Source organism: Arthrobacter sp. SRS-W-1-2016, assembly GCF_002009585.1.
GTDB lineage: Bacteria > Actinomycetota > Actinomycetes > Actinomycetales > Micrococcaceae > Arthrobacter > Arthrobacter bambusae_A.
The window spans coordinates 1-17128 of the sequence record NZ_MTPV01000077.1; the positions used below are offsets into that span (position 1 = coordinate 1).

19 protein-coding genes are annotated in these 17128 nt (G+C 63.8%); 8 read left to right on the plus strand and 11 right to left on the minus strand.

Annotation, left to right across the window (positions count from 1 at the left end):
• Positions 1 to 115 precede the first annotated feature (115 nt).
• The 6 genes from BMF89_RS20795 to BMF89_RS20820 form a co-directional block, all read right to left on the minus strand.
• Complete coding sequence (locus tag BMF89_RS20795) at positions 116 to 2008, minus strand: transketolase (protein ID WP_078108946.1); 1893 nt, start codon at positions 2006 to 2008, stop codon at positions 116 to 118.
• Positions 2009 to 2024: 16 nt separating this feature from the next.
• Positions 2025 to 2372, minus strand: coding sequence for a hypothetical protein (locus BMF89_RS20800; RefSeq protein WP_078108958.1), 348 nt, complete (start codon positions 2370 to 2372; stop codon positions 2025 to 2027).
• A 398-nt stretch (positions 2373 to 2770) separates the two neighbouring features.
• Positions 2771 to 3469 (minus strand): SRPBCC family protein, encoded by a 699-nt coding sequence (locus BMF89_RS20805; protein WP_078108959.1) that lies wholly within the window; start codon positions 3467 to 3469, stop codon positions 2771 to 2773.
• 56 nt (positions 3470 to 3525) lie between these two features.
• Complete coding sequence (locus BMF89_RS20810; protein ID WP_078108960.1) at positions 3526 to 3828, minus strand: hypothetical protein; 303 nt, start codon at positions 3826 to 3828, stop codon at positions 3526 to 3528.
• Positions 3829 to 4113: 285 nt separating this feature from the next.
• The gene (locus BMF89_RS20815) at positions 4114 to 4668 is read right to left on the minus strand and encodes a DUF6328 family protein (protein WP_253190928.1); all 555 of its coding nucleotides are present in this window, start codon (positions 4666 to 4668) and stop codon (positions 4114 to 4116) included.
• Positions 4665 to 4874 carry a hypothetical protein gene (locus tag BMF89_RS20820; RefSeq protein WP_241708503.1) on the minus strand — a complete coding sequence of 70 codons (210 nt, stop codon included), beginning with the start codon at positions 4872 to 4874 and terminating at the stop codon, positions 4665 to 4667. Before BMF89_RS20820 ends, BMF89_RS20815 begins: the two co-directional genes overlap by 4 nt.
• A 71-nt stretch (positions 4875 to 4945) precedes the next feature.
• Here BMF89_RS20820 and BMF89_RS20825 point away from each other — a divergent pair, with 71 nt between their 5' ends.
• The 3 genes from BMF89_RS20825 (at position 4946) to BMF89_RS20835 (ending at position 7356) form a co-directional block, all read left to right on the plus strand.
• A complete protein-coding gene (locus tag BMF89_RS20825; protein WP_078108948.1) occupies positions 4946 to 5683 on the plus strand; it encodes a DUF72 domain-containing protein in 738 nt (245 codons plus the stop codon).
• A 27-nt stretch (positions 5684 to 5710) separates the two neighbouring features.
• A complete protein-coding gene (locus tag BMF89_RS20830) occupies positions 5711 to 6691 on the plus strand; it encodes a cation diffusion facilitator family transporter (protein ID WP_078108949.1) in 981 nt (326 codons plus the stop codon).
• 200 nt (positions 6692 to 6891) lie between these two features.
• A complete protein-coding gene (locus BMF89_RS20835) occupies positions 6892 to 7356 on the plus strand; it encodes a hypothetical protein (protein WP_078108950.1) in 465 nt (154 codons plus the stop codon).
• Positions 7357 to 7369: 13 nt separating this feature from the next.
• On the opposite strand, the gene BMF89_RS20840 is transcribed toward BMF89_RS20835, so the two are convergent.
• From BMF89_RS20840 to BMF89_RS20850, 4 genes are all read right to left on the minus strand, one after another.
• The gene (locus BMF89_RS20840; RefSeq protein ID WP_078108951.1) at positions 7370 to 8260 is read right to left on the minus strand and encodes a helix-turn-helix transcriptional regulator; all 891 of its coding nucleotides are present in this window, start codon (positions 8258 to 8260) and stop codon (positions 7370 to 7372) included.
• 116 nt (positions 8261 to 8376) lie between these two features.
• Positions 8377 to 8529: a hypothetical protein gene (locus BMF89_RS22070; protein ID WP_171983578.1), complete on the minus strand. Its 153-nt coding sequence runs from the start codon at positions 8527 to 8529 to the stop codon at positions 8377 to 8379.
• 89 nt (positions 8530 to 8618) lie between these two features.
• On the minus strand, positions 8619 to 9485 hold the full coding sequence (locus tag BMF89_RS20845) for a class II glutamine amidotransferase (RefSeq protein ID WP_078108952.1): 867 nt from the start codon (positions 9483 to 9485) through the stop codon (positions 8619 to 8621).
• Between the two features lie 46 nt (positions 9486 to 9531).
• Positions 9532 to 10932, minus strand: coding sequence for a glutamate decarboxylase (locus BMF89_RS20850; protein ID WP_078108953.1), 1401 nt, complete (start codon positions 10930 to 10932; stop codon positions 9532 to 9534).
• A 208-nt stretch (positions 10933 to 11140) separates the two neighbouring features.
• Between BMF89_RS20850 and BMF89_RS20855 the strand changes: the two genes are divergently transcribed.
• The 5 genes from BMF89_RS20855 to pgsA all read left to right on the plus strand — a co-directional run bounded on the left by BMF89_RS20855 (position 11141) and on the right by pgsA (position 16588).
• Positions 11141 to 12748 carry a S53 family peptidase gene (locus BMF89_RS20855; RefSeq protein ID WP_253190929.1) on the plus strand — a complete coding sequence of 536 codons (1608 nt, stop codon included), beginning with the start codon at positions 11141 to 11143 and terminating at the stop codon, positions 12746 to 12748.
• 47 nt (positions 12749 to 12795) lie between these two features.
• The gene (locus tag BMF89_RS20860) at positions 12796 to 13077 is read left to right on the plus strand and encodes a YegP family protein (protein WP_078108954.1); all 282 of its coding nucleotides are present in this window, start codon (positions 12796 to 12798) and stop codon (positions 13075 to 13077) included.
• A gap of 243 nt (positions 13078 to 13320) precedes the next feature.
• Positions 13321 to 15330, plus strand: coding sequence for a threonine--tRNA ligase (thrS, locus tag BMF89_RS20865; RefSeq protein WP_078108955.1), 2010 nt, complete (start codon positions 13321 to 13323; stop codon positions 15328 to 15330).
• Positions 15331 to 15360: 30 nt separating this feature from the next.
• Positions 15361 to 15966, plus strand: a complete 606-nt coding sequence (locus BMF89_RS20870; RefSeq protein ID WP_078108956.1) for an HIT domain-containing protein — start codon at positions 15361 to 15363, stop codon at positions 15964 to 15966.
• Complete coding sequence (gene pgsA, locus BMF89_RS20875) at positions 15959 to 16588, plus strand: phosphatidylinositol phosphate synthase (protein ID WP_078108957.1); 630 nt, start codon at positions 15959 to 15961, stop codon at positions 16586 to 16588. The genes BMF89_RS20870 and pgsA overlap by 8 nt, the downstream gene beginning before the upstream one ends.
• A 65-nt stretch (positions 16589 to 16653) precedes the next feature.
• Here the strand turns inward: pgsA and BMF89_RS20880 are convergent.
• Positions 16654 to 17128: HNH endonuclease signature motif containing protein (locus tag BMF89_RS20880; protein WP_139359769.1), on the minus strand; the 475-nt coding region annotated here is incomplete at its 5' end.

Here is a 17128-nt window from a genome sequence, read left to right on the forward strand (position 1 = left end):
GCCCGCGCGGGGGGGGCGCCCCCCCCCCCCCCCCTCGGGGGGGGGGGCCCCCCCCGGCCCCCCCGCGCGGGGGGGGCGGGCCCGGCCCCCCCCCCCGCCATGATGTTGCCTGTCATCAGTCCATGACTAGGTCCCGCGCTGCGGCCGCGATGTGGCGTGCGGAAATACCCGCAGCGTTGAGCAAGTCCTTGGGTTCTCCGGACCCCGGCAGCTCCCTCACCGCGAGCAGTGCCAGATGGAGTTTCGGAGTGTTGGCACTCGCGAGCGCTTCGAGGACGGCCGAGCCGATGCCGCCTTGGGCGTAGTGGTCTTCCGCGACAACTATCCGGCCGTCGGTTTCGAGGCACGTACGGCGCAGGGTCTCGACGTCGATCGGCTTGATGGAGTAGAGGTCGATGACTCGGGCTTTGATTCCGGACTCGGCCAGTTGCTCGGCGGCCGCGAGGCACTCGTGGAGCGTGACGCCGGCGCCGATGAGCGCCACCTGGTCGTCGGGCCCGGCGCCGTGGACTTTGCTTCCGCCGAGGGGAAATTGTTCGTCCGGCCCGTAAATCACGGGGTAGGCTCCACGGGTGGCCCGCAGGTAGGAGATTCCAGGCGTGTCCGCCATCGTGCTCACAAGCTGCGCCGTGGATGGGGCGTCGGCCGGATAGAGCACAGTGGAACTGTGCACCGCCCGCATGGCTGCGATGTCCTCCAGGGCCATTTGCGAAGGACCATCTTGCCCGATTTCAACGCCGGCGTGCGTGCCGACGAGCCGGATGTCCACTTCTGAGACTCCGGCCATGCGGATGAAGTCGAAGGGCCGAGAAACGAGGAAAGCCGCGAAACTTGAGGCGAAAGCGACGTATCCACGTACCGAGAGGCCGATGGTTGCGGCGACGAGTTGCTGCTCGGCAATGAAGATTTCGAAATACCGCTCTGGGGCTACCTCCTTGAAGTCTCCGGCGTGGGTCGAATTCCCTACCTCGCCATCGAGGACAACCACTTCGGGGCGGACCGCAAGCGCGGACACTGCGGCGCCGAAGGCGGCCCTGGTCGCTGCTTTGTCGCCAACCTTCCACTCCGGAAGTGTTACCGCACCGTGTGTGTCCGGCGTGATTGCCGGGGTACCCGGCTCCGGAAGGCTGGTGGCAACGCGGACGCTGCTTGGCCCGCCGAGGGCTGCTATGGCTTTCTCGGCCATGTCTGCCGGTAGCGCCTTGCCGTGCCAGCCGTTCTGGTCTTCGATCTCAGGCACACCTTTACCCTTGATCGTCTTTGCCAGGATGACGGTCGGCTGGTCTGGATCGCTCCGCGCCCGGTCCAGGGCGTCGTCGATCTCGGCTAGGTCATGGCCGTCGATGATGAGGGCCCGGGCCCCGAAAGCCTCAACCCGCCTGGAGTACGCGTCCATGTTCCACTGCAGTTCGGTAGGGCCGTCCTGACCGAGCCGGTTGACGTCCACAATGGCCGTGAGGTTGCCGAGCTTGTAGTAGGCCGCCTTGTCCAGGGCTTCCCAGATGGACCCTTCGGCTAGTTCGCTGTCTCCGCACAACACCCAGGTATGGAAGGGCAGCTTGTCCAGGTACCGTCCGGCCATGCTCACCCCGACGGCGACCGGCAGCCCTTGCCCCAGCGAGCCCGTCGCCACGTCGACCCAGGGCAGAACCGGCGTCGGGTGGCCCTGTAGCCGGGCGCCGAACTGCCGGTAGGTATTCAGCAGCTCATCTTCCTCCACGACGCCTACTGCCCGATACATGGAATACAGCAGGGGCGAAGCGTGTCCCTTGGAGAAGATGAGGTGGTCGTTGTTCGGCAGTTCCGGGCGTTCCCAGTCGTAGCGAAGGTGCCGTGTGAGGAGCACCGCCATTAAATCCGCGGCGGACAGCGACGACGTGGGATGACCCGAGCCGGCGTTGGTGCTGCACCTGATCGAATCCACGCGCAATTGCGTGGCCAGCGCCCGGATGGAATCCGCTTCGTCGGCTTCCAACCGGGCGTGGGTTGTTGTCCTGTCTTCTAACATGCCCCGGTCCCTTTCCTTAGTGCTCGTTCAGCCGCTCGAGCAAGTTCCCCAAGGCTTCGCGAATATCGTCATGGTCGTGCTGGCTAGCCCTGCTTTCGCCTGAAATCACGGCGCATCGATGAATCTTCTTGAAGTCTCCAAACGGGAATTTGTAGCGGCCCTTCTGACCTTCGGGGTGCTCGTCGTCCACGCCAAGAAACCACTTCGAATATTCGGCGCTTCCGTTCTTGTCCAGAAACGCGTTCTCATCCTGCGTCGACGGCGCATGCTCGCTCCAATCGTCGCGGGTATCGATGACTACTTTGTTGTCCCGGATAAGGCTCTTCGCATGATCAAAGGCTTTCCTGTTGAGTTTCACCGTCATGCCTGGGACCTCCATCTCTTCCGTCACACTATGCAAAAGGCCACGTCACAAGATCGTGAGTGGCGGCTCGCCCAAGGGCCTAGAGGGCGGGAACGGAAGGTCCGGACCGGGCTCGGGGACCGGAGAAGGTCCCGGCTCAGGCAACGGAGCCGGTTCGGGGGTTCCGGGATGGGGTCCGGGACTCGGTTCCGGCCCGGGGGCCGGCACGGGCGTCGGCCCTGGCTCGGGGAACGGAACCGGTTCCGGCGTCGGTGTTGGGCCAGGCTCCCGGGTGGGGTCGGCGTTGGGGTCCCGGGTCGGGTCGGGAGGGAACTCACTCATTGTTTGCTCCTCGGAATGTCAGGTGATTCCTATCGGACTTCCGTGGGGCCGGCCTGTTCAGGCAGGCCCCACGGGGCTCAGCGATCCGTCGAACGCGGATGTGCTTCCGGGTCTTCCGTGGTGTAGTCGCCTTCGATGCGCTCCGCGGGCAGGTCAGTGACGCGTTCCGTGCCGTAGTCGCCCTCGGTGTACTGGCCGACGCGAGTCGCGTCGGCGCCGTCGGGCACTTCCATCGCCGCCGGCGCCGTCAGGTCAGGATCGACGGCGGGAAGTTCCGAAGTGGTGGCCGAACGGGGTACGGCTGCGCCGGATTCGTCGACATCGCCGGCGGCAACGGAGCCGCGCCAGCCGCCGGTCTCGAGGCCGCGCTCTTCGATGAATTTCTTGAACTTGTCGAGATCGGCTGAAACCCGCATATCGTCAATCCCCACCAGCGAGCCGGCCTTTTCGGCAATGCTCTCCGGCTCCCATTCGATCTCCACACTCACACGGGTACGGTCCGCGCCAAGGGGCTCGAAGCTTACCGAGCCTGCGTTCCGCGGTCCGTCGATGCTTGCCCAGCTGACCAGGGAATCCGGAACCTGTTCCAGGATCTGGGCATTGAAGTCGCGCTTGACGCCGCCAACGTTGGTGGAGAAATGCAGGGCGGTCTCGTCGATTTGCTCGACCGCTTCGACGCCTTTCATGAATTCCGGGAAGGACTCAAACTGGGTCCATTGGTTGTAAGCCACTGAAACGGGAACTTCCACGTCGATCGTTCGATTAACCGTAGCCATGTTCATGCTCCTTGCTAGTGCTTGTTCCTGCGGAGATTGGTGGTTGTCCAGGCGATTTAGCCAGCGTCGAATGTCTCGCCGTCGTCGTCTTTCGGGGACTTGTCCTCGGGCAGCCCGGTCGCATCGCCCTTCGGCTCCGACGAGAAAGAACTCCCGGTCTTGCTCTCTTCGGAGTTGGAGTCGTCCAGCTCGGCATCGGCTGATGGCACCGCGACTGAATCGTCGCCGTCGTCGCCTGTTGCGGGGGCGTCTTGTTCCTTCGGCTGATTCGCCTGCTGCCCCTCGTTGCCTGGCATTTCTTGTGCGGGGGTCGGAGTTCCGTAGCCCCCGGCTTCTTCGGCTCCATGCTGCTCGTCCATGTCCACGCTGTCCTTTCCGTGCTGGTTGAACCTGTTGATGGAAAATCAAGGACCGGCTACTACGGCGTCTTCCTCCGGCGGCCGCAGAGCGGACTCGGAAAAGCAGGACCCTTGGGCCCCGGACGAGATGGACGCCAGTCTTCGTTCGACGGTTCGCGTGACCTTGCCACCACATCGAAACTAATAGGCCGGACGGACTCTTGTCCATGGATTCCGGCAAATTGATCAGCAGACTTACTATCTTGATCGAAAAGGCCTAGACTACCTCGGCATGCGAGCCGCGAACTACGACTCCCGCGGCTCGGGCGCCGTGCCTGATACGTCGTCCGGCACGGCCTTCCGCCGCCGGGGCGACCAGGAAAGCAGCGGGTACAGCAGCACGAGTGCGGCGAGCACCACAAGGATGCCGCCAGCGGCGGCGAAGCCCGCCTCGGGCCCCACAGCAACACTGAAGATCAGTCCGGCGCATCCTGCAATCAGCACGGCGACGCAAGCGACGACCGTCTTGACGATCGTGTTCCCGGCGGCCACTAGCCGGTACTTGACGTGATGCTGGAAGAGTCGCCGGTGCAGGCTGACCGGGACCAGCATGAGCCCGGTAGTCATCGTCGCCAGGACAACCAAGAGGAGGAACCACCACTTCTGCAGCTCTGTCAGCGTGGCGAATCGCTGCTGGAACGGAAGGGTCAGCAGGAAGCCCCCGATGATTTGGACGCCTGTCTGGAGAACGCGCATCTCCTGGAGCAGATCGTTCCAGTTGCGGTCCATCCGCTGGTCCTCGGACTCGTGCCTGGTATCGGCCGCCGGACCAGGAAGCAACGGATCCTCCGGATGGCTCACGATGGCCGAGGCAATTGGCAACCTGCCACAGGGTTCAGTCCCATGTAGTTCAGCGGACCGGCGACAATATTCAACGTAATCGTCGCGAACTGGGAACACTGTGCGGGGACTGCGTTGAAGTAGCCCCGCTGGCCGGCGGCTACCGCTCCCACGACGAGCCAGATCACCACGATCAGCCCGAAGAATGACCCGAATCGCATGGCCATCGACCAACCTCTCCTCAATTCCGGATGTCTTCAGCTTACTGATTAAGCAACCTGGACCATAGGCTGGCCTGATGGGATACCACGTTGGGACCTCGGGGTGGAGTTACGACCACTGGGAGCACGTGCTCTATCCTCCCGGAACTCCCTCCCGCAACCGGCTCGGGTACTACGAGCAACAGTTCGACACCGTAGAACTCAACGCGAGTTTCTATCGCTGGCCCCGCGATGCATCCTTCGCGAGCTGGCGACGGCGGTTACCTGACGGTTTCGTGTTTTCGGTCAAAGCCCCCCGCGGACTCACCCACGGAAAGCGCCTGTACGCGCCGGAAACCTGGGTCGGAAGGATCTCGCCAGCGTGGCATGAACTGGGGGACAGGCGCGGAGTTCTGCTGGTCCAGCTGCCACCCGGGATGGAGCGCGACGACGGCAGGCTGGCCTATTTCCTAGACCTCCTCCCCGAGTGGATGAAGGTGGCCGTCGAGTTCCGCCATCCCAGCTGGCACGACGAGTCTGTCTTCGAGCTGCTTGAGGAGCGCCAAACGGCATACTGCGTCATGAGCGGGGCCGGGTTGCCTTGCGTCCTCCGTGCCACGGCGCCGTTTGTCTATGTCAGGATGCATGGGCCGGACCACCACCACCTTTACGGAGGGTCGTACTCCGCGCAGGACTTGCTCTGGTGGGCGGACCGGATTTCGGAGTGGGAGGCCGCCGGCAAGGAGGTCTTCGTCTATTTCAACAACGACGGCGGCGGCAACGCGGTGCGTGACGCCCGGGCCCTCCGTTCATTCCTCGGCAACCGCGAGGGCTGACCGCTCGATCGTTAGGCGGTAGATTTCATGGGTCAATCCAAGGGGGCCAAGGTGCCATCGTCATCACTCATGACCGTGATTCTGGCTTTTGCCGCAAATCTTCTTGTTGCGACGGCAAAAACTGTTGCTGCCGTTATTAGCGGGTCGGCTTCGATGATCGCCGAGTCCGCCCACTCTTGGGCGGACACCGGAAACCAGGTGTTCTTGCTGGTGGCTGAGAGGAGATCCTCGAAACAGCGCGACGTAGCCCACCCTATGGGCTATGGGAGGGAAGCGTACGTGTGGTCGATGTTTGCCGCATTCGGGCTTTTCACCGCGGGGGCCGTGGTCTCCGTGATGCACGGCATCCAACAGCTTTTCGCACCAGAGCCCGCCGGCGATTTCGCGGTCGCCTATATTGTCTTGGCAATATCGTTCGTTCTCGAAGGCGCGTCGTTCGTCCAGGCGTTACGGCAAGCGCGCACGTCCGCGCGGGAGCTTGAACGCCGCACGTTGGAGCAGGTCCTCAAGAGCTCGGATCCCACCATGCGCGCCGTCTTCGCGGAGGACAGTGCGGCATTGATTGGCCTGGTGATTGCCTTCTTGGGCATCTTGCTGCACCAGCTCACGGGATCGCCACTTCCAGACGCTCTCGGATCCATATTCGTCGGCATCCTTCTCGGGGTGATCGCGGTGGTGTTGATAGATCGCAATCGCCGATTCCTCGTCGGCCAGGGCGTTACTCCCGAACTCGAGAAATCGATGGCGATCAGGGTCCTGGAACACCCGGAAATCGAGCGCCTGACCTATCTGCACCTGGAGTTTGTCGGGCCGCGCAAGCTGTACCTCGTAGCGGCCGTGGATATCACGGGCGACCTTCGGGAGCACGAAGTAGCCGTGGCCCTGCGCCGCGTGGAACGGGAACTGGAAGACGAGGACACCGTCGAGGAAGCGGTGCTGACCCTCGCTACCCCCGACGAACCCTCTCTGTCCTTTGGTGTTCGGCCACCATCGCCGGCCGTTGAATAAGACGAGCCCGGCAAGCCGCCGGAACCACCGGAGAAAACAAGTACACGCCACTCGTGCCATGGTTCACTCAAAGTTGTTGACTCAAGAGACCAGCATCCGCGCGCTGTCCGGGGACGCCGATCCCAGCTGGCCAACGGCAGGGTCGGCCGAACGATCGAACAGGCGCCGCGGAAGCACAGCCAACGTTGAGGGGAGCTGCAATGGACGCGCAAGTTTGGATTTGGATCGTGGTGGCGATTGTCATCATCGCGGTGATCGTCGCCGTCGTCCTTTATGGGCGCCGCGCGAAGAACGCCGCCAACCGCAAGCGCGCCGCGGATCTCCGCGAGAAAGCCCGTACCGATGCCCTCGGAGCCCATGAGCGCAGCGCCGAAGCCGCCAGGGCGAAGGCCGACGCAGCCCGGGCCGAGAACGAAGCGGAGCGGTTGCACCAGGAGGCCACCGAGAAGCAGAGGGCTGCCGAGCGTGCCAGTGAAGCCTCGCAGGACAGGCTGCGGCGGGCGGAGGAGCTGGACCCCGATGCCGGCAATCGCTCGGTCAGCGACGACGGCGGCCGTGGGGATAGGAACGACGACGGCGGCCGCCTGGACAGGGACGACGCCAACCGGCGAGAGCGGGACGAGGACCGAGGCGACGATGAAGGACGCCGAGGGCCTAGACCGTAGGTCCGGGCAGCCCTTAAACCCCACCTGAAGCGGGAGCGGTTTGAGGCTGCTCTGCCAATTCCTGGGTTGCGGCCCAGCTCGCAAGGAGGCGCAGGGCATCCGCCGAAGGGGAGCCGGGCTCTGCAGGGTAGATGAACAGCGAAAGTCCTGTGTCCGCTGACAACTCCATCGCTTCGAACAGCAGTCGGAGTTCGCCCACCACAGGGTGATGGAAATGCTTGAAGCCGCTGTAGTGGCGGCGCACGTTGTGTGCCGCCCAGCGAGTGCGGAATTCATCGCTGCGGGTGGACAGCTCTCCTACGAGGTCGCTCAGTCCGCGGTCGAAGGGATCGCGGCCGGCCTCGGTGCGAAGGATGGCCACCATATTGTTGGCAGCGAGTTCCCAATCCGGGAAGAACCTCCGCGCCCGCTCCTCGTCCAGGAAAATGAAGCGCGCGTAGTTGGCCGGCCGGACCGGGTCGACGTACATCTCCGAATGCAATGCGCGGCCGAGCCTGTTGGCGGCGAGGATGTCCATGCGTGCGTTGCGGACAAACGCCGGCGCGTCAGTGATGGCGTCGAGGGCAAACTGGACGCTCGGCCGCAGATTTTGCGGCGCAGAACGACGCTGCCTCTTGCTTGTTCCTGCGGCGCGGGCCAGATCGAAGAGATGTGCACGTTCGGCGTCGTCCAGGTGCAACGCCCTGGCCAACGCTTCCAGGACGCTTTCAGACACTCCCGCAAGGTTGCCGCGCTCAAGGCGGGTGTAATACTCGACGCTCACGCCGGCGAGGGTCGCGACTTCTCCGCGACGGAGCCCGGGTACCCGCCGGTTCCCGCCCGATGTCGGCAACCCAGCCTGTTCGGGGGTGATCTTCGCCCGACGGGAGGCAAGGAAATCGCGAGCGTCGTTCCGGTTGTCCATGCGCTCAACGATAGTGAACTTACAGCGCAGTGGGGGAGTCCCTGCCAGTACCTCCCTCAGCGGCAAGTCACCAGCAAAGGTCACGGACCCGGCGTCGTGATGGCCCCGACGTCGTCCTAGAAAATGTGGAAGTCGCCGGCGTCGGCGTTCGCGGACGGGTACACCACAGGTTCCCGCCCCAACTCAAGCAGGACGTCGTTGATGCTCATCTGCCCGTCGAGTTGGACGGCCGGGACGAAGGCGGCTTCGGATTCGACTTCAGCGGTCATGGATCGATCCTATGCGCGGCGGAGCCTGCCGACATGATGAACACGCGGCCGTCAGGGCAAGACGCCGAGCGTTGTTTTGTGCTCGAAGGTCACGACTTCTGGGATGCGGCCGCCGAAGGGGAGAGATCGGCCAGCGTGAGGGGATGCGCGGGAGTCCCGGGGAAGGGGTGGCTGACAGTTACGGCTAAATCCGCATTGACGTGGACCAGCGCACCGGAGGGCAGCGCACGCCACCCGGGGTTGTCATCCATCGGTTCGGTGGCGATGAGGACGTGTCCTGCACGCGAGGCCTCCTTGCTGTGCGCGCGGATTCGGGAGCTGCGTGCGTCAAGCGGCGCTTCCTCGTCGGAGCGGGCAGGCAACCGTTCCAGGATGTGCAATTCATGCGTTTCCGGGTACCTGACGGCCCAAAGGTCGCCAGCGGTCGTCAGGATGAGGTTCAAGCTGAACACCGGAAGCTCCGCGGCGATCCAGCTGATCGCCCGGGTGATACCTTCGCCGACGTCGCCATCCGCCCGTCTGGTCTCGGCAGTGATCAGTGCGAAGAGCCGCTCGCTGTCGGTCTGGCCCTCCACCAGGTCTGCGACTCCGAACTCGGCCAGCCGCTGGTCCAGCCGATCAAGATCGCCGAACGCGCCGTTGTGGGCGAACAACCGACCGTCCTGTTCGAACGGGTGGGTGTTGACCATGGTGTGCGCGCCGGTACTGGCATACCTCACGTGGGCCAGGAACGTCGTGCTTTTCAGGACCCGTGCCTCACGAGCAAACGCGTGGTCCTCCCATGCAGCGAGCGGCTGCTTGGCAACATGGGCCGCGCCGTCGCCGTCGAACGTGCCTATGCCAGCGCCGTCGGGCTCGCGCCGGCTCTGGTCAGCGAGGCTGTCCGGCGCGTCCAAAAGCCAGAAAGTGGCCCGAACTGCCTGCGAACCGGCATGCAAGCCGAACAATCGGCACATGGCACTCCTCTTGCTTGAATTGCTTGGATTTGCGTGACGCTGCTGGCTAGTGGTGGAACGCCTGGGTTTGCCCACCCGCGGGCATCGGCGCAGTGAGACCGTCCAGGTAAGCAACTTCCTTCTTGAGGTCGGCCAGGAAACTGGATGCGAGATCTCGAGTGAAGCCGTTGCGGACAACGATCCGTTGAACCGTGATCTCGCTCAGTCCCTCCGGCATGGGGTACGCGGGAACAAGCCATCCGTTCATCCGCAGCCGTTCTGACAAGTGGTGAAGGTTCCACTTCTCCGTGTAGCCGTCAGTAAGCTGCCACGCAAAGACCGGAATGTCCGATCCGTCGCTCCACAAGGTAAACGACTCCATCGCCCCTATTTCGCTGGAGAGATAGAGCGCCACGTCGCGGGAGGCTGCCTGTACGGATCTGTATCCCTCGTATCCGAGCCGGAGGAACAGGTAGTACTGAAGGAGCACTTGGGCGCCCGGGCGTGAGAAGTTGAGGGCAAAGCTCGGCATGTTCCCGCCCAGGTAACTGACATGGAAGATCAGGTCCTCGGGGAGCGCCTGCTCGTCACGCCAGATGATCCAGCCAAGGCCGGGATAGACCAAGCCGTACTTGTGGCCGGACGTGTTGATCGAAGCGACCCGCGGCAGGCGGAAGTCCCAGACCGTCTCCTTTTGCAGGAAAGGCGCAACCATCGCTCCAGAGGCGCCGTCGACGTGGATCGGCACATCGAGGCCATGCTTTTCCTGGATTTCGTCCAAGGCAGCCGAGATTTGCTCCACAGGTTCATAGGCCCCCGTGTAAGTCACGCCCATGATGGCCACTACGCCGATGGTGTTCTCGTCCACGTACTTGTCCAGCTCGTAGCCGTCCAGGACTTGGTGTTCCTTCGACACCGGGACGTACCGGGCCTCCACGTCCCAGTAGTTGCAGAACTTCTCCCAGCACACCTGCACGGCCGAGCTGAGGACAAGGTTGGGCTTGTCCGTGGAAAGGCCGGCCGCACGGCGTGCATGCTGCCAGCGTCGCTTCAATGCCAGGCCGCCCAGCATGCATGCCTCGGACGAACCGATCGTTGAGGTTCCAACGGACTTGGCGGGATCGGGCGCGTTCCACAAGTCTGCGAGCATCCGCCAGCAGCGGGTCTCGATCAAGGCCGTCTGGGGGTATTCGTCCTTGTCGATCATGTTCTTGTCGAACGTCTCGGCATACAGTTTCGACGCTTCCGGTTCCATCCACGTTCCAACGAACGTAGCCAGATTCAGGCGGGAGTTGCCGTCCAGCATGGCTTCGTCGTGGACCACCTGGTAGGCAGTCGAAGGAAGGGACTCGCCGTCCGGAAGGGTGAACCGGGGAAAAATACTGGATTCTCCCGGGCGGCTGAACACCGGGTTCAACTCAACTGCTGTGTCGGTTTCATGGGCTGATGTTCGGTGTGACCTACTGATGGTTCGCTCCTTTGACTCGCCGCAGCGTCAGCCGCTGCAGTGGCATGGCCCGCCAAGGCCCCACGCTACCGTGGCAGGCCTCCGTGCCCAAGCTCATCCGGGAGCCGCTGGCCGAGGCGATTCCACCCCCATGCCATGGTGCCAAAGTGACTCCTGGTGCATAATCGCAGGGGACGGAGCTCAGTCACCGCGATCGTAGGAGGCACCAATGCCGATGCAGGACACTCCAGAAGATCGACAGCCGGGGGAAGCGCGAAGCGTTCCGCTGCCTGGATCGGAGCGGGCTCCCGCTCCGGGCATCCGGGACAGTCTCGGTCCCGTTGATCCGTCCCGGCGGATCGAGGTGACGGTCATCCTGAGGCGGCAGGAGGAAATGGCTGACGTTCCGTCCGAAGCGATTTCCCGGGACGAACTGGCCTCCCGATACGGCGCATCGGCCGCAGACCTGGATCTGGCCGAACGCACTTTCGCCACCCTTGGTCTCGACATCGTGGAGTCCGACGCCGCCAGCCGCAGGATTCGGCTGGCCGGAACCGTCGAGCGGATGAGCAGCACCTTCGGGACGTCCCTGGACGAACTGACGAGCCGCAGCCCGGACGGCAGTGCCGTCACCCACCGTCATCGCACTGGGGGACTCCACATACCTGCAGCCCTCGACGGCGTCGTCGTTGCCGTCCTCGGCCTTGACGACCGTCCCCAGGCACGCGCCCAGTTCCGCGCCATCCCCCTCGCCGCGGCAGGAACCAGCTACACCCCGCCCCAGTTGGGAAAGATCTACAATTTCCCGGCGGGAACCGACGGAACGGGCCAAACCGTTGCCATCCTCGAGTTGGGCGGCGGTTACGGCCAGCAAGACCTTGACGCTTACTTCCAGGGCCTTGGCATCGCCACCCCGAGCATCACGTCGGTGGGAGTCGACGGCGGGGCCAACCAACCGGGGCAGGATCCCGCGGGTGCCGACGGGGAAGTCCTCCTCGACGTCGAAGTAGTGGGCGCCTTGGCGCCGAAAGCCGCAATTGTTGTCTACTTTGCTCCCAACACCGACGCCGGATTCCTGGATGCGATTGTCGCGGCATCCCACGCAAACCCGACGCCGGCCGCAATCAGCATCAGTTGGGGCCAGAGCGAAGACTCCTGGACCGCGCAAGCCCGCACGGCCTTCGACCAGGCCATGGCCGACGCAGCTGCCCTCGGGGTGACGGTGACAGCAGCAGCCGGGGACAACGGCAGTGCGGACGGCGCAACCGACAACAAGGACCACGCCGATTTTCCGGCGTCGAGCCCGCATGTGCTGGCCTGCGGCGGAACCCGTCTTCAAGCAGACGCCTCGACGGGTGTCATCAGCGCGGAAACCGTCTGGAACGACGGTCCCAATTCGGCAACAGGCGGAGGATACAGCGACGTCTTTCCGGTTCCGTCCTGGCAGTCGGGCACCGCGGGACACACCACCCACAAGCCTGCTCCTCGGAAGGCTGGCAGGGGCGTGCCTGATGTCAGTGGCGTCGCCGACCCGCAGACCGGTTACCAAGTGCGCGTCGACGGGAAGGACATGGTGATCGGCGGAACCAGTGCGGTGGCCCCTCTCTGGGCGGCTCTCGTTGCCCGCCTAGCCCAAGCCACCAATAGGCGTTTCGGGCTGATCCAGCCGCTGCTCTATGAAAACGGCACGCAACCGGCGTCGGGCTTCCATGACATCACCGTCGGCTCGAACGGAAGCTACCACGCCGGGACCGGCTGGGATCCCTGCACGGGCCTGGGCAGTCCGAACGGCGGTGCCTTGCTGGCGATGCTTCAAGCCAAAGGGTTGGTTCGATAAACTGGTTGGTGTCCTTTACAACCGCAGGTTTCAAAGGAGGCTACACAATGGCTGGATACTTTGAGCTGATCGACGGACCCAACGATGGGTACAGGGTTGCGCTGCGCGACGGCGACGGCGAGCTTCTGGCGATGTCCACGACTTTCGCCACCAAGCAGTCGGCTGTCCGCGGGATATCCACACTCCGGGAGATTGCCGGGACGGCCCTCATCAAGGACCGGAGCCACGGACGGTGGACCCCGTCCCTTGAACGTCAGGCCCACCACTTGCATTTGTTCCACCAACCCGCATGGCGGAAGCACGAAGTGAGAAGCGCAGGCCGCTCGTAGCCCTGCGATAGCGCGGTTTCGCAGACTGGCCCACACTCCGGTCCCTCAGCCCTCTTCAACGGCTTGCACGGACCGCACTAACGCTTGCCAAGAATCCGTGCGGCACCGGATCTCCTCGACGAAAAACGGCCCGTCCGTGCCTTCTTTGGCTGCCTCAGCCGGAGCGGATACGATGGACGATGGCTGGCTGTGGTCCCCGTACGCCACAAGCTATGAAGCCATATCAATGAATAGGAGACACCCGTGTCAGATGCCCAGCAGATCACCCTCATCGTCGATGGCGAAGAGACCAAGGTGACGGAGGGGACCACCGGCGCGGAACTCTTCTTTGAGCGCCGCGACGTCGTCGTTGCCCGTGTCGACGGCGAACTCAAGGACCTCGACCAGGTGCTGCCCGAGGGTGCCCAGGTTGACGGCATCACCATCGACTCGCCGGATGGCCTGAACGTCCTGCGCCACTCCACCGCACACGTCATGGCCCAGGCCGTGCAGCAGCTTCGCCCGGATGCCAAGCTCGGAATCGGCCCCTACATCACAGACGGCTTCTACTTCGACTTCGATGTTGCCGAGCCCTTCACTCCCGAGGACCTGCGCCAGCTCGAGAAGATGATGCAGAAGATCATCAACCAGAACCAGAAGTTCGTGCGCCGCGTCGTCACCGAGGACGAAGCCCGTGAAGCCATGAAGGATGAGCCTTACAAGCTCGAACTGCTGGGCAAGAAGAACGACGCCGCCGACGCCGGTGAAGGCGTCAACGTCGAGGTGGGCGCCGGGGACATCACCATCTACGACAACGTGGACCGCAAGAGCGGTGAAAGCGTCTGGTGCGATCTTTGCCGCGGGCCGCACCTGCCCAACACCAAACTGATCTCCAACGCCTTCGCCCTGACCCGCTCCTCGGCGGCGTACTGGCTCGGCAACCAGAACAACCAGCAGTTGCAGCGTATCTACGGCACCGCTTGGCCCACCAAAGACGCACTGAAGGCCTACCAGGAGCGCATCGCCGAGGCCGAGCGCCGCGATCACCGCAAGCTCGGAGCGGAGCTGGACCTGTTTTCCTTCCCGGATGAGCTGGGTTCCGGCCTGCCGGTATTCCACCCCAAGGGCGGGATCATCCGCAAGGCGATGGAGGACTATTCGCGCCAACGCCACGTCGACGCCGGATACGAGTTCGTCTACACCCCGCACATCACCAAGGGACACCTCTACGAGGTTTCCGGCCACCTTGACTGGTACAAGGAAGGCATGTTCCCGGCGATGCACATCGACGCGGAATTGAACGACGACGGCACTGTCCGCAAGCCCGGCCAGGACTACTACCTGAAGCCGATGAACTGCCCCATGCACAACCTCATCTTCCGTTCGCGCGGACGCTCCTACCGGGAACTGCCCCTCAGGCTCTTCGAATTCGGCTCTGTGTACCGCTACGAGAAGTCCGGTGTTGTCCACGGCCTGACCCGTGTGCGCGGCATGACACAGGACGATGCCCACATCTACTGCACACGCGAGCAGATGAAGGACGAGCTCACCACCACCCTGAACTTCGTCCTCGGACTGCTCAAGGACTACGGGTTGGACGACTTCTACCTTGAACTGTCCACCAAGAACGAGGACAAGTTCGTTGGCGAGGACGCAGCCTGGGAGGAAGCCACCCGTACCCTGGCAGAAGTAGCCGAGGCCTCGGGACTGGAACTGGTCCCGGATCCGGGTGGAGCCGCGTTCTACGGTCCCAAGATCTCCGTGCAGGCCAAGGACGCACTGGGCCGCACCTGGCAGATGTCCACCATCCAGCTGGACTTCAACCTGCCCGAGCGGTTCGAACTGGAGTTCCAGGCGGCTGACGGCACCCGCCAGCGCCCGGTCATGATACACCGCGCTTTGTTCGGCTCGGTGGAGCGGTTCATGGGCGTCCTGACTGAGCACTACGCGGGAGCATTTCCGGCATGGCTTTCGCCCGTGCAGGTGGTTGGCATTCCGGTGGCGGAGGCGTTCAACGACTACATGTTCGACGTCGTTGGCCAGCTCAAGGCTGCGGGCATCCGTGCCGAGGTGGACATTTCCTCCGACCGCTTCCCGAAGAAGATCCGCACTGCCAGCAAGGACAAGATTCCCTTCGTCCTCATTGCCGGCGGAGAGGACGCGGAGGCAGGCGCAGTCTCGTTCCGCTTCCGTGATGGCAGCCAGGACAACGGCGTGCCCGTTGCCGAGGCCGTCCGCAGGATTGTGGACGCCGTCAAGAACCGCGAGAGCTGACGAGTCGGACGCTTCGGGGGACAGGAAACAGTGCAGGAGAACACGGGCGTGACAGCTGACTATCCGGGCGATGCCGAAGTGACTGATGACTTCGGCCTGGCAGGTGTTCCCGATGCCTTCCAACGCTTGTGGACTCCGCACCGCCTGGCCTACATCAAGGGCGGGCAGAACCAGTTCGATAACGAGGACTGCCCGTTCTGCGTGGCTCCAAGCCGCACGGACGAGGAGGCCCTCATCGTCCGCCGCGGCAAGACGTGCTACGTGGTGCTCAACCTGTTCCCTTACAACCCCGGTCATTTGCTGGTGTGCCCGTACCGGCATGTTCCGGACTACACGGACATCACGGTGCAGGAAACCGCGGAAATGGCCGAGCTCACGCAGACCGCAATGCGGGTGCTGAGGAAGGTGGCCAACCCGAGCGGCTTCAACCTGGGCATGAACCAGGGTGTAGCCGGCGGCGCGGGAATCGCCGCCCACCTGCATCAGCACGTGGTTCCGCGCTGGGGTGGGGACGGAAACTTCTTCCCGATCATCGCCCAGACGAAAGCCATCACCCAGACCCTCGCCGAGGTCCGGCAGCAGGTGGCGGACGCGTGGCCGGAGGAATCGGAACTATCCGGGGAGCCGGATGCTTAATCGGCACGCCCGAGGGTTCTTCACCGGGCTGTTCTCGCCCCTTGCCCGATTCCTGCTCAAAGTGGGGGTCTCGCCTGACGCCGTCACCGTCGTCGGGACCGCCGGAGTAGTTCTCGGCGCCCTGATTCTCTACCCCCTCGGCCAGCTTTGGTGGGGTTCGCTGCTGATCGCCGTATTCGCGCTATCCGACGTCGTGGATGGCATCATGGCGCGGGAGCAGGGGCGCAGCGGCCCGTGGGGAAATTTTCTCGATTCGATGCTGGATCGATTGGCTGACGGCGCCATTTTCGCCGGCGTCGCGATCTGGTTCTTCACCGGGGGCGGGAGCAGCGCGATTGCCATCGCGTCTCTGGCCTGTCTAGTGCTTGGGATGGTGGTTTCGTACGCCCGCGCCAAGGCTGAATCTCTGGGCTTCTACGCCAATGTGGGCATCGCCGAGCGCGCGGAGCGGCTCATCTCGGTGCTCCTCGTCACCGGATTGACCGGGCTGGGATTGCCTTCCGTCGTGTTGCTGGTGACCCTCGTCATCCTCGCCGCCGCCACGGCAGTCACCGTCGTCCAAAGGATGGCGGCCGTCCGCGAACAGGCGATGGCAGACGTCGACGGCGGGACTCCCGCATAAGCGGTCTGATCATTTTGCTGCCCCGGCGCGTTTCGTGGCGGGGCACGCTCATGTCCGGGGCGGGTTTATGTGCGGGTGGGTCTGAAGTGGTGGTTGCGTCGGGGTGTTTGGCGGGGGTCGAGGTGGGGTGGGGGTGTGAACCATGGCACGCCGGTTTCGGTGGTGATGGTCCAGTGTTCTTTGTGGATGACGTGGTGGTGGTGGCTGCAGAGCAGGGTGCCGTTGTCGGTTGAGGTGGTGCCTTCGTTGGTCCAGTAGGTGATGTGGTGGGCTTCGCACCAGGGTGCGGGGATGGTGCAGTCGGGGAAGGCGCAGCCTTGGTCGCGGGCGATGATGGCTTTGCGGATGTGGGGCGGGAAGATCCTGGTGGTGCGGCCGATGTCCAGGACGCGGCCCGCGCTGCCGAGCAGGACGGGGATGATGTCGGCGTCGCAGGCGATTTTGCGGATGGCCGTGGGGTGGATCGGGCCGTGGAACGTGGCGGTTCCGGTGCCGGGCCGGGCGTTTGCTGCGCCGGGGTTTGGGGTGCCGGGGTTTGGG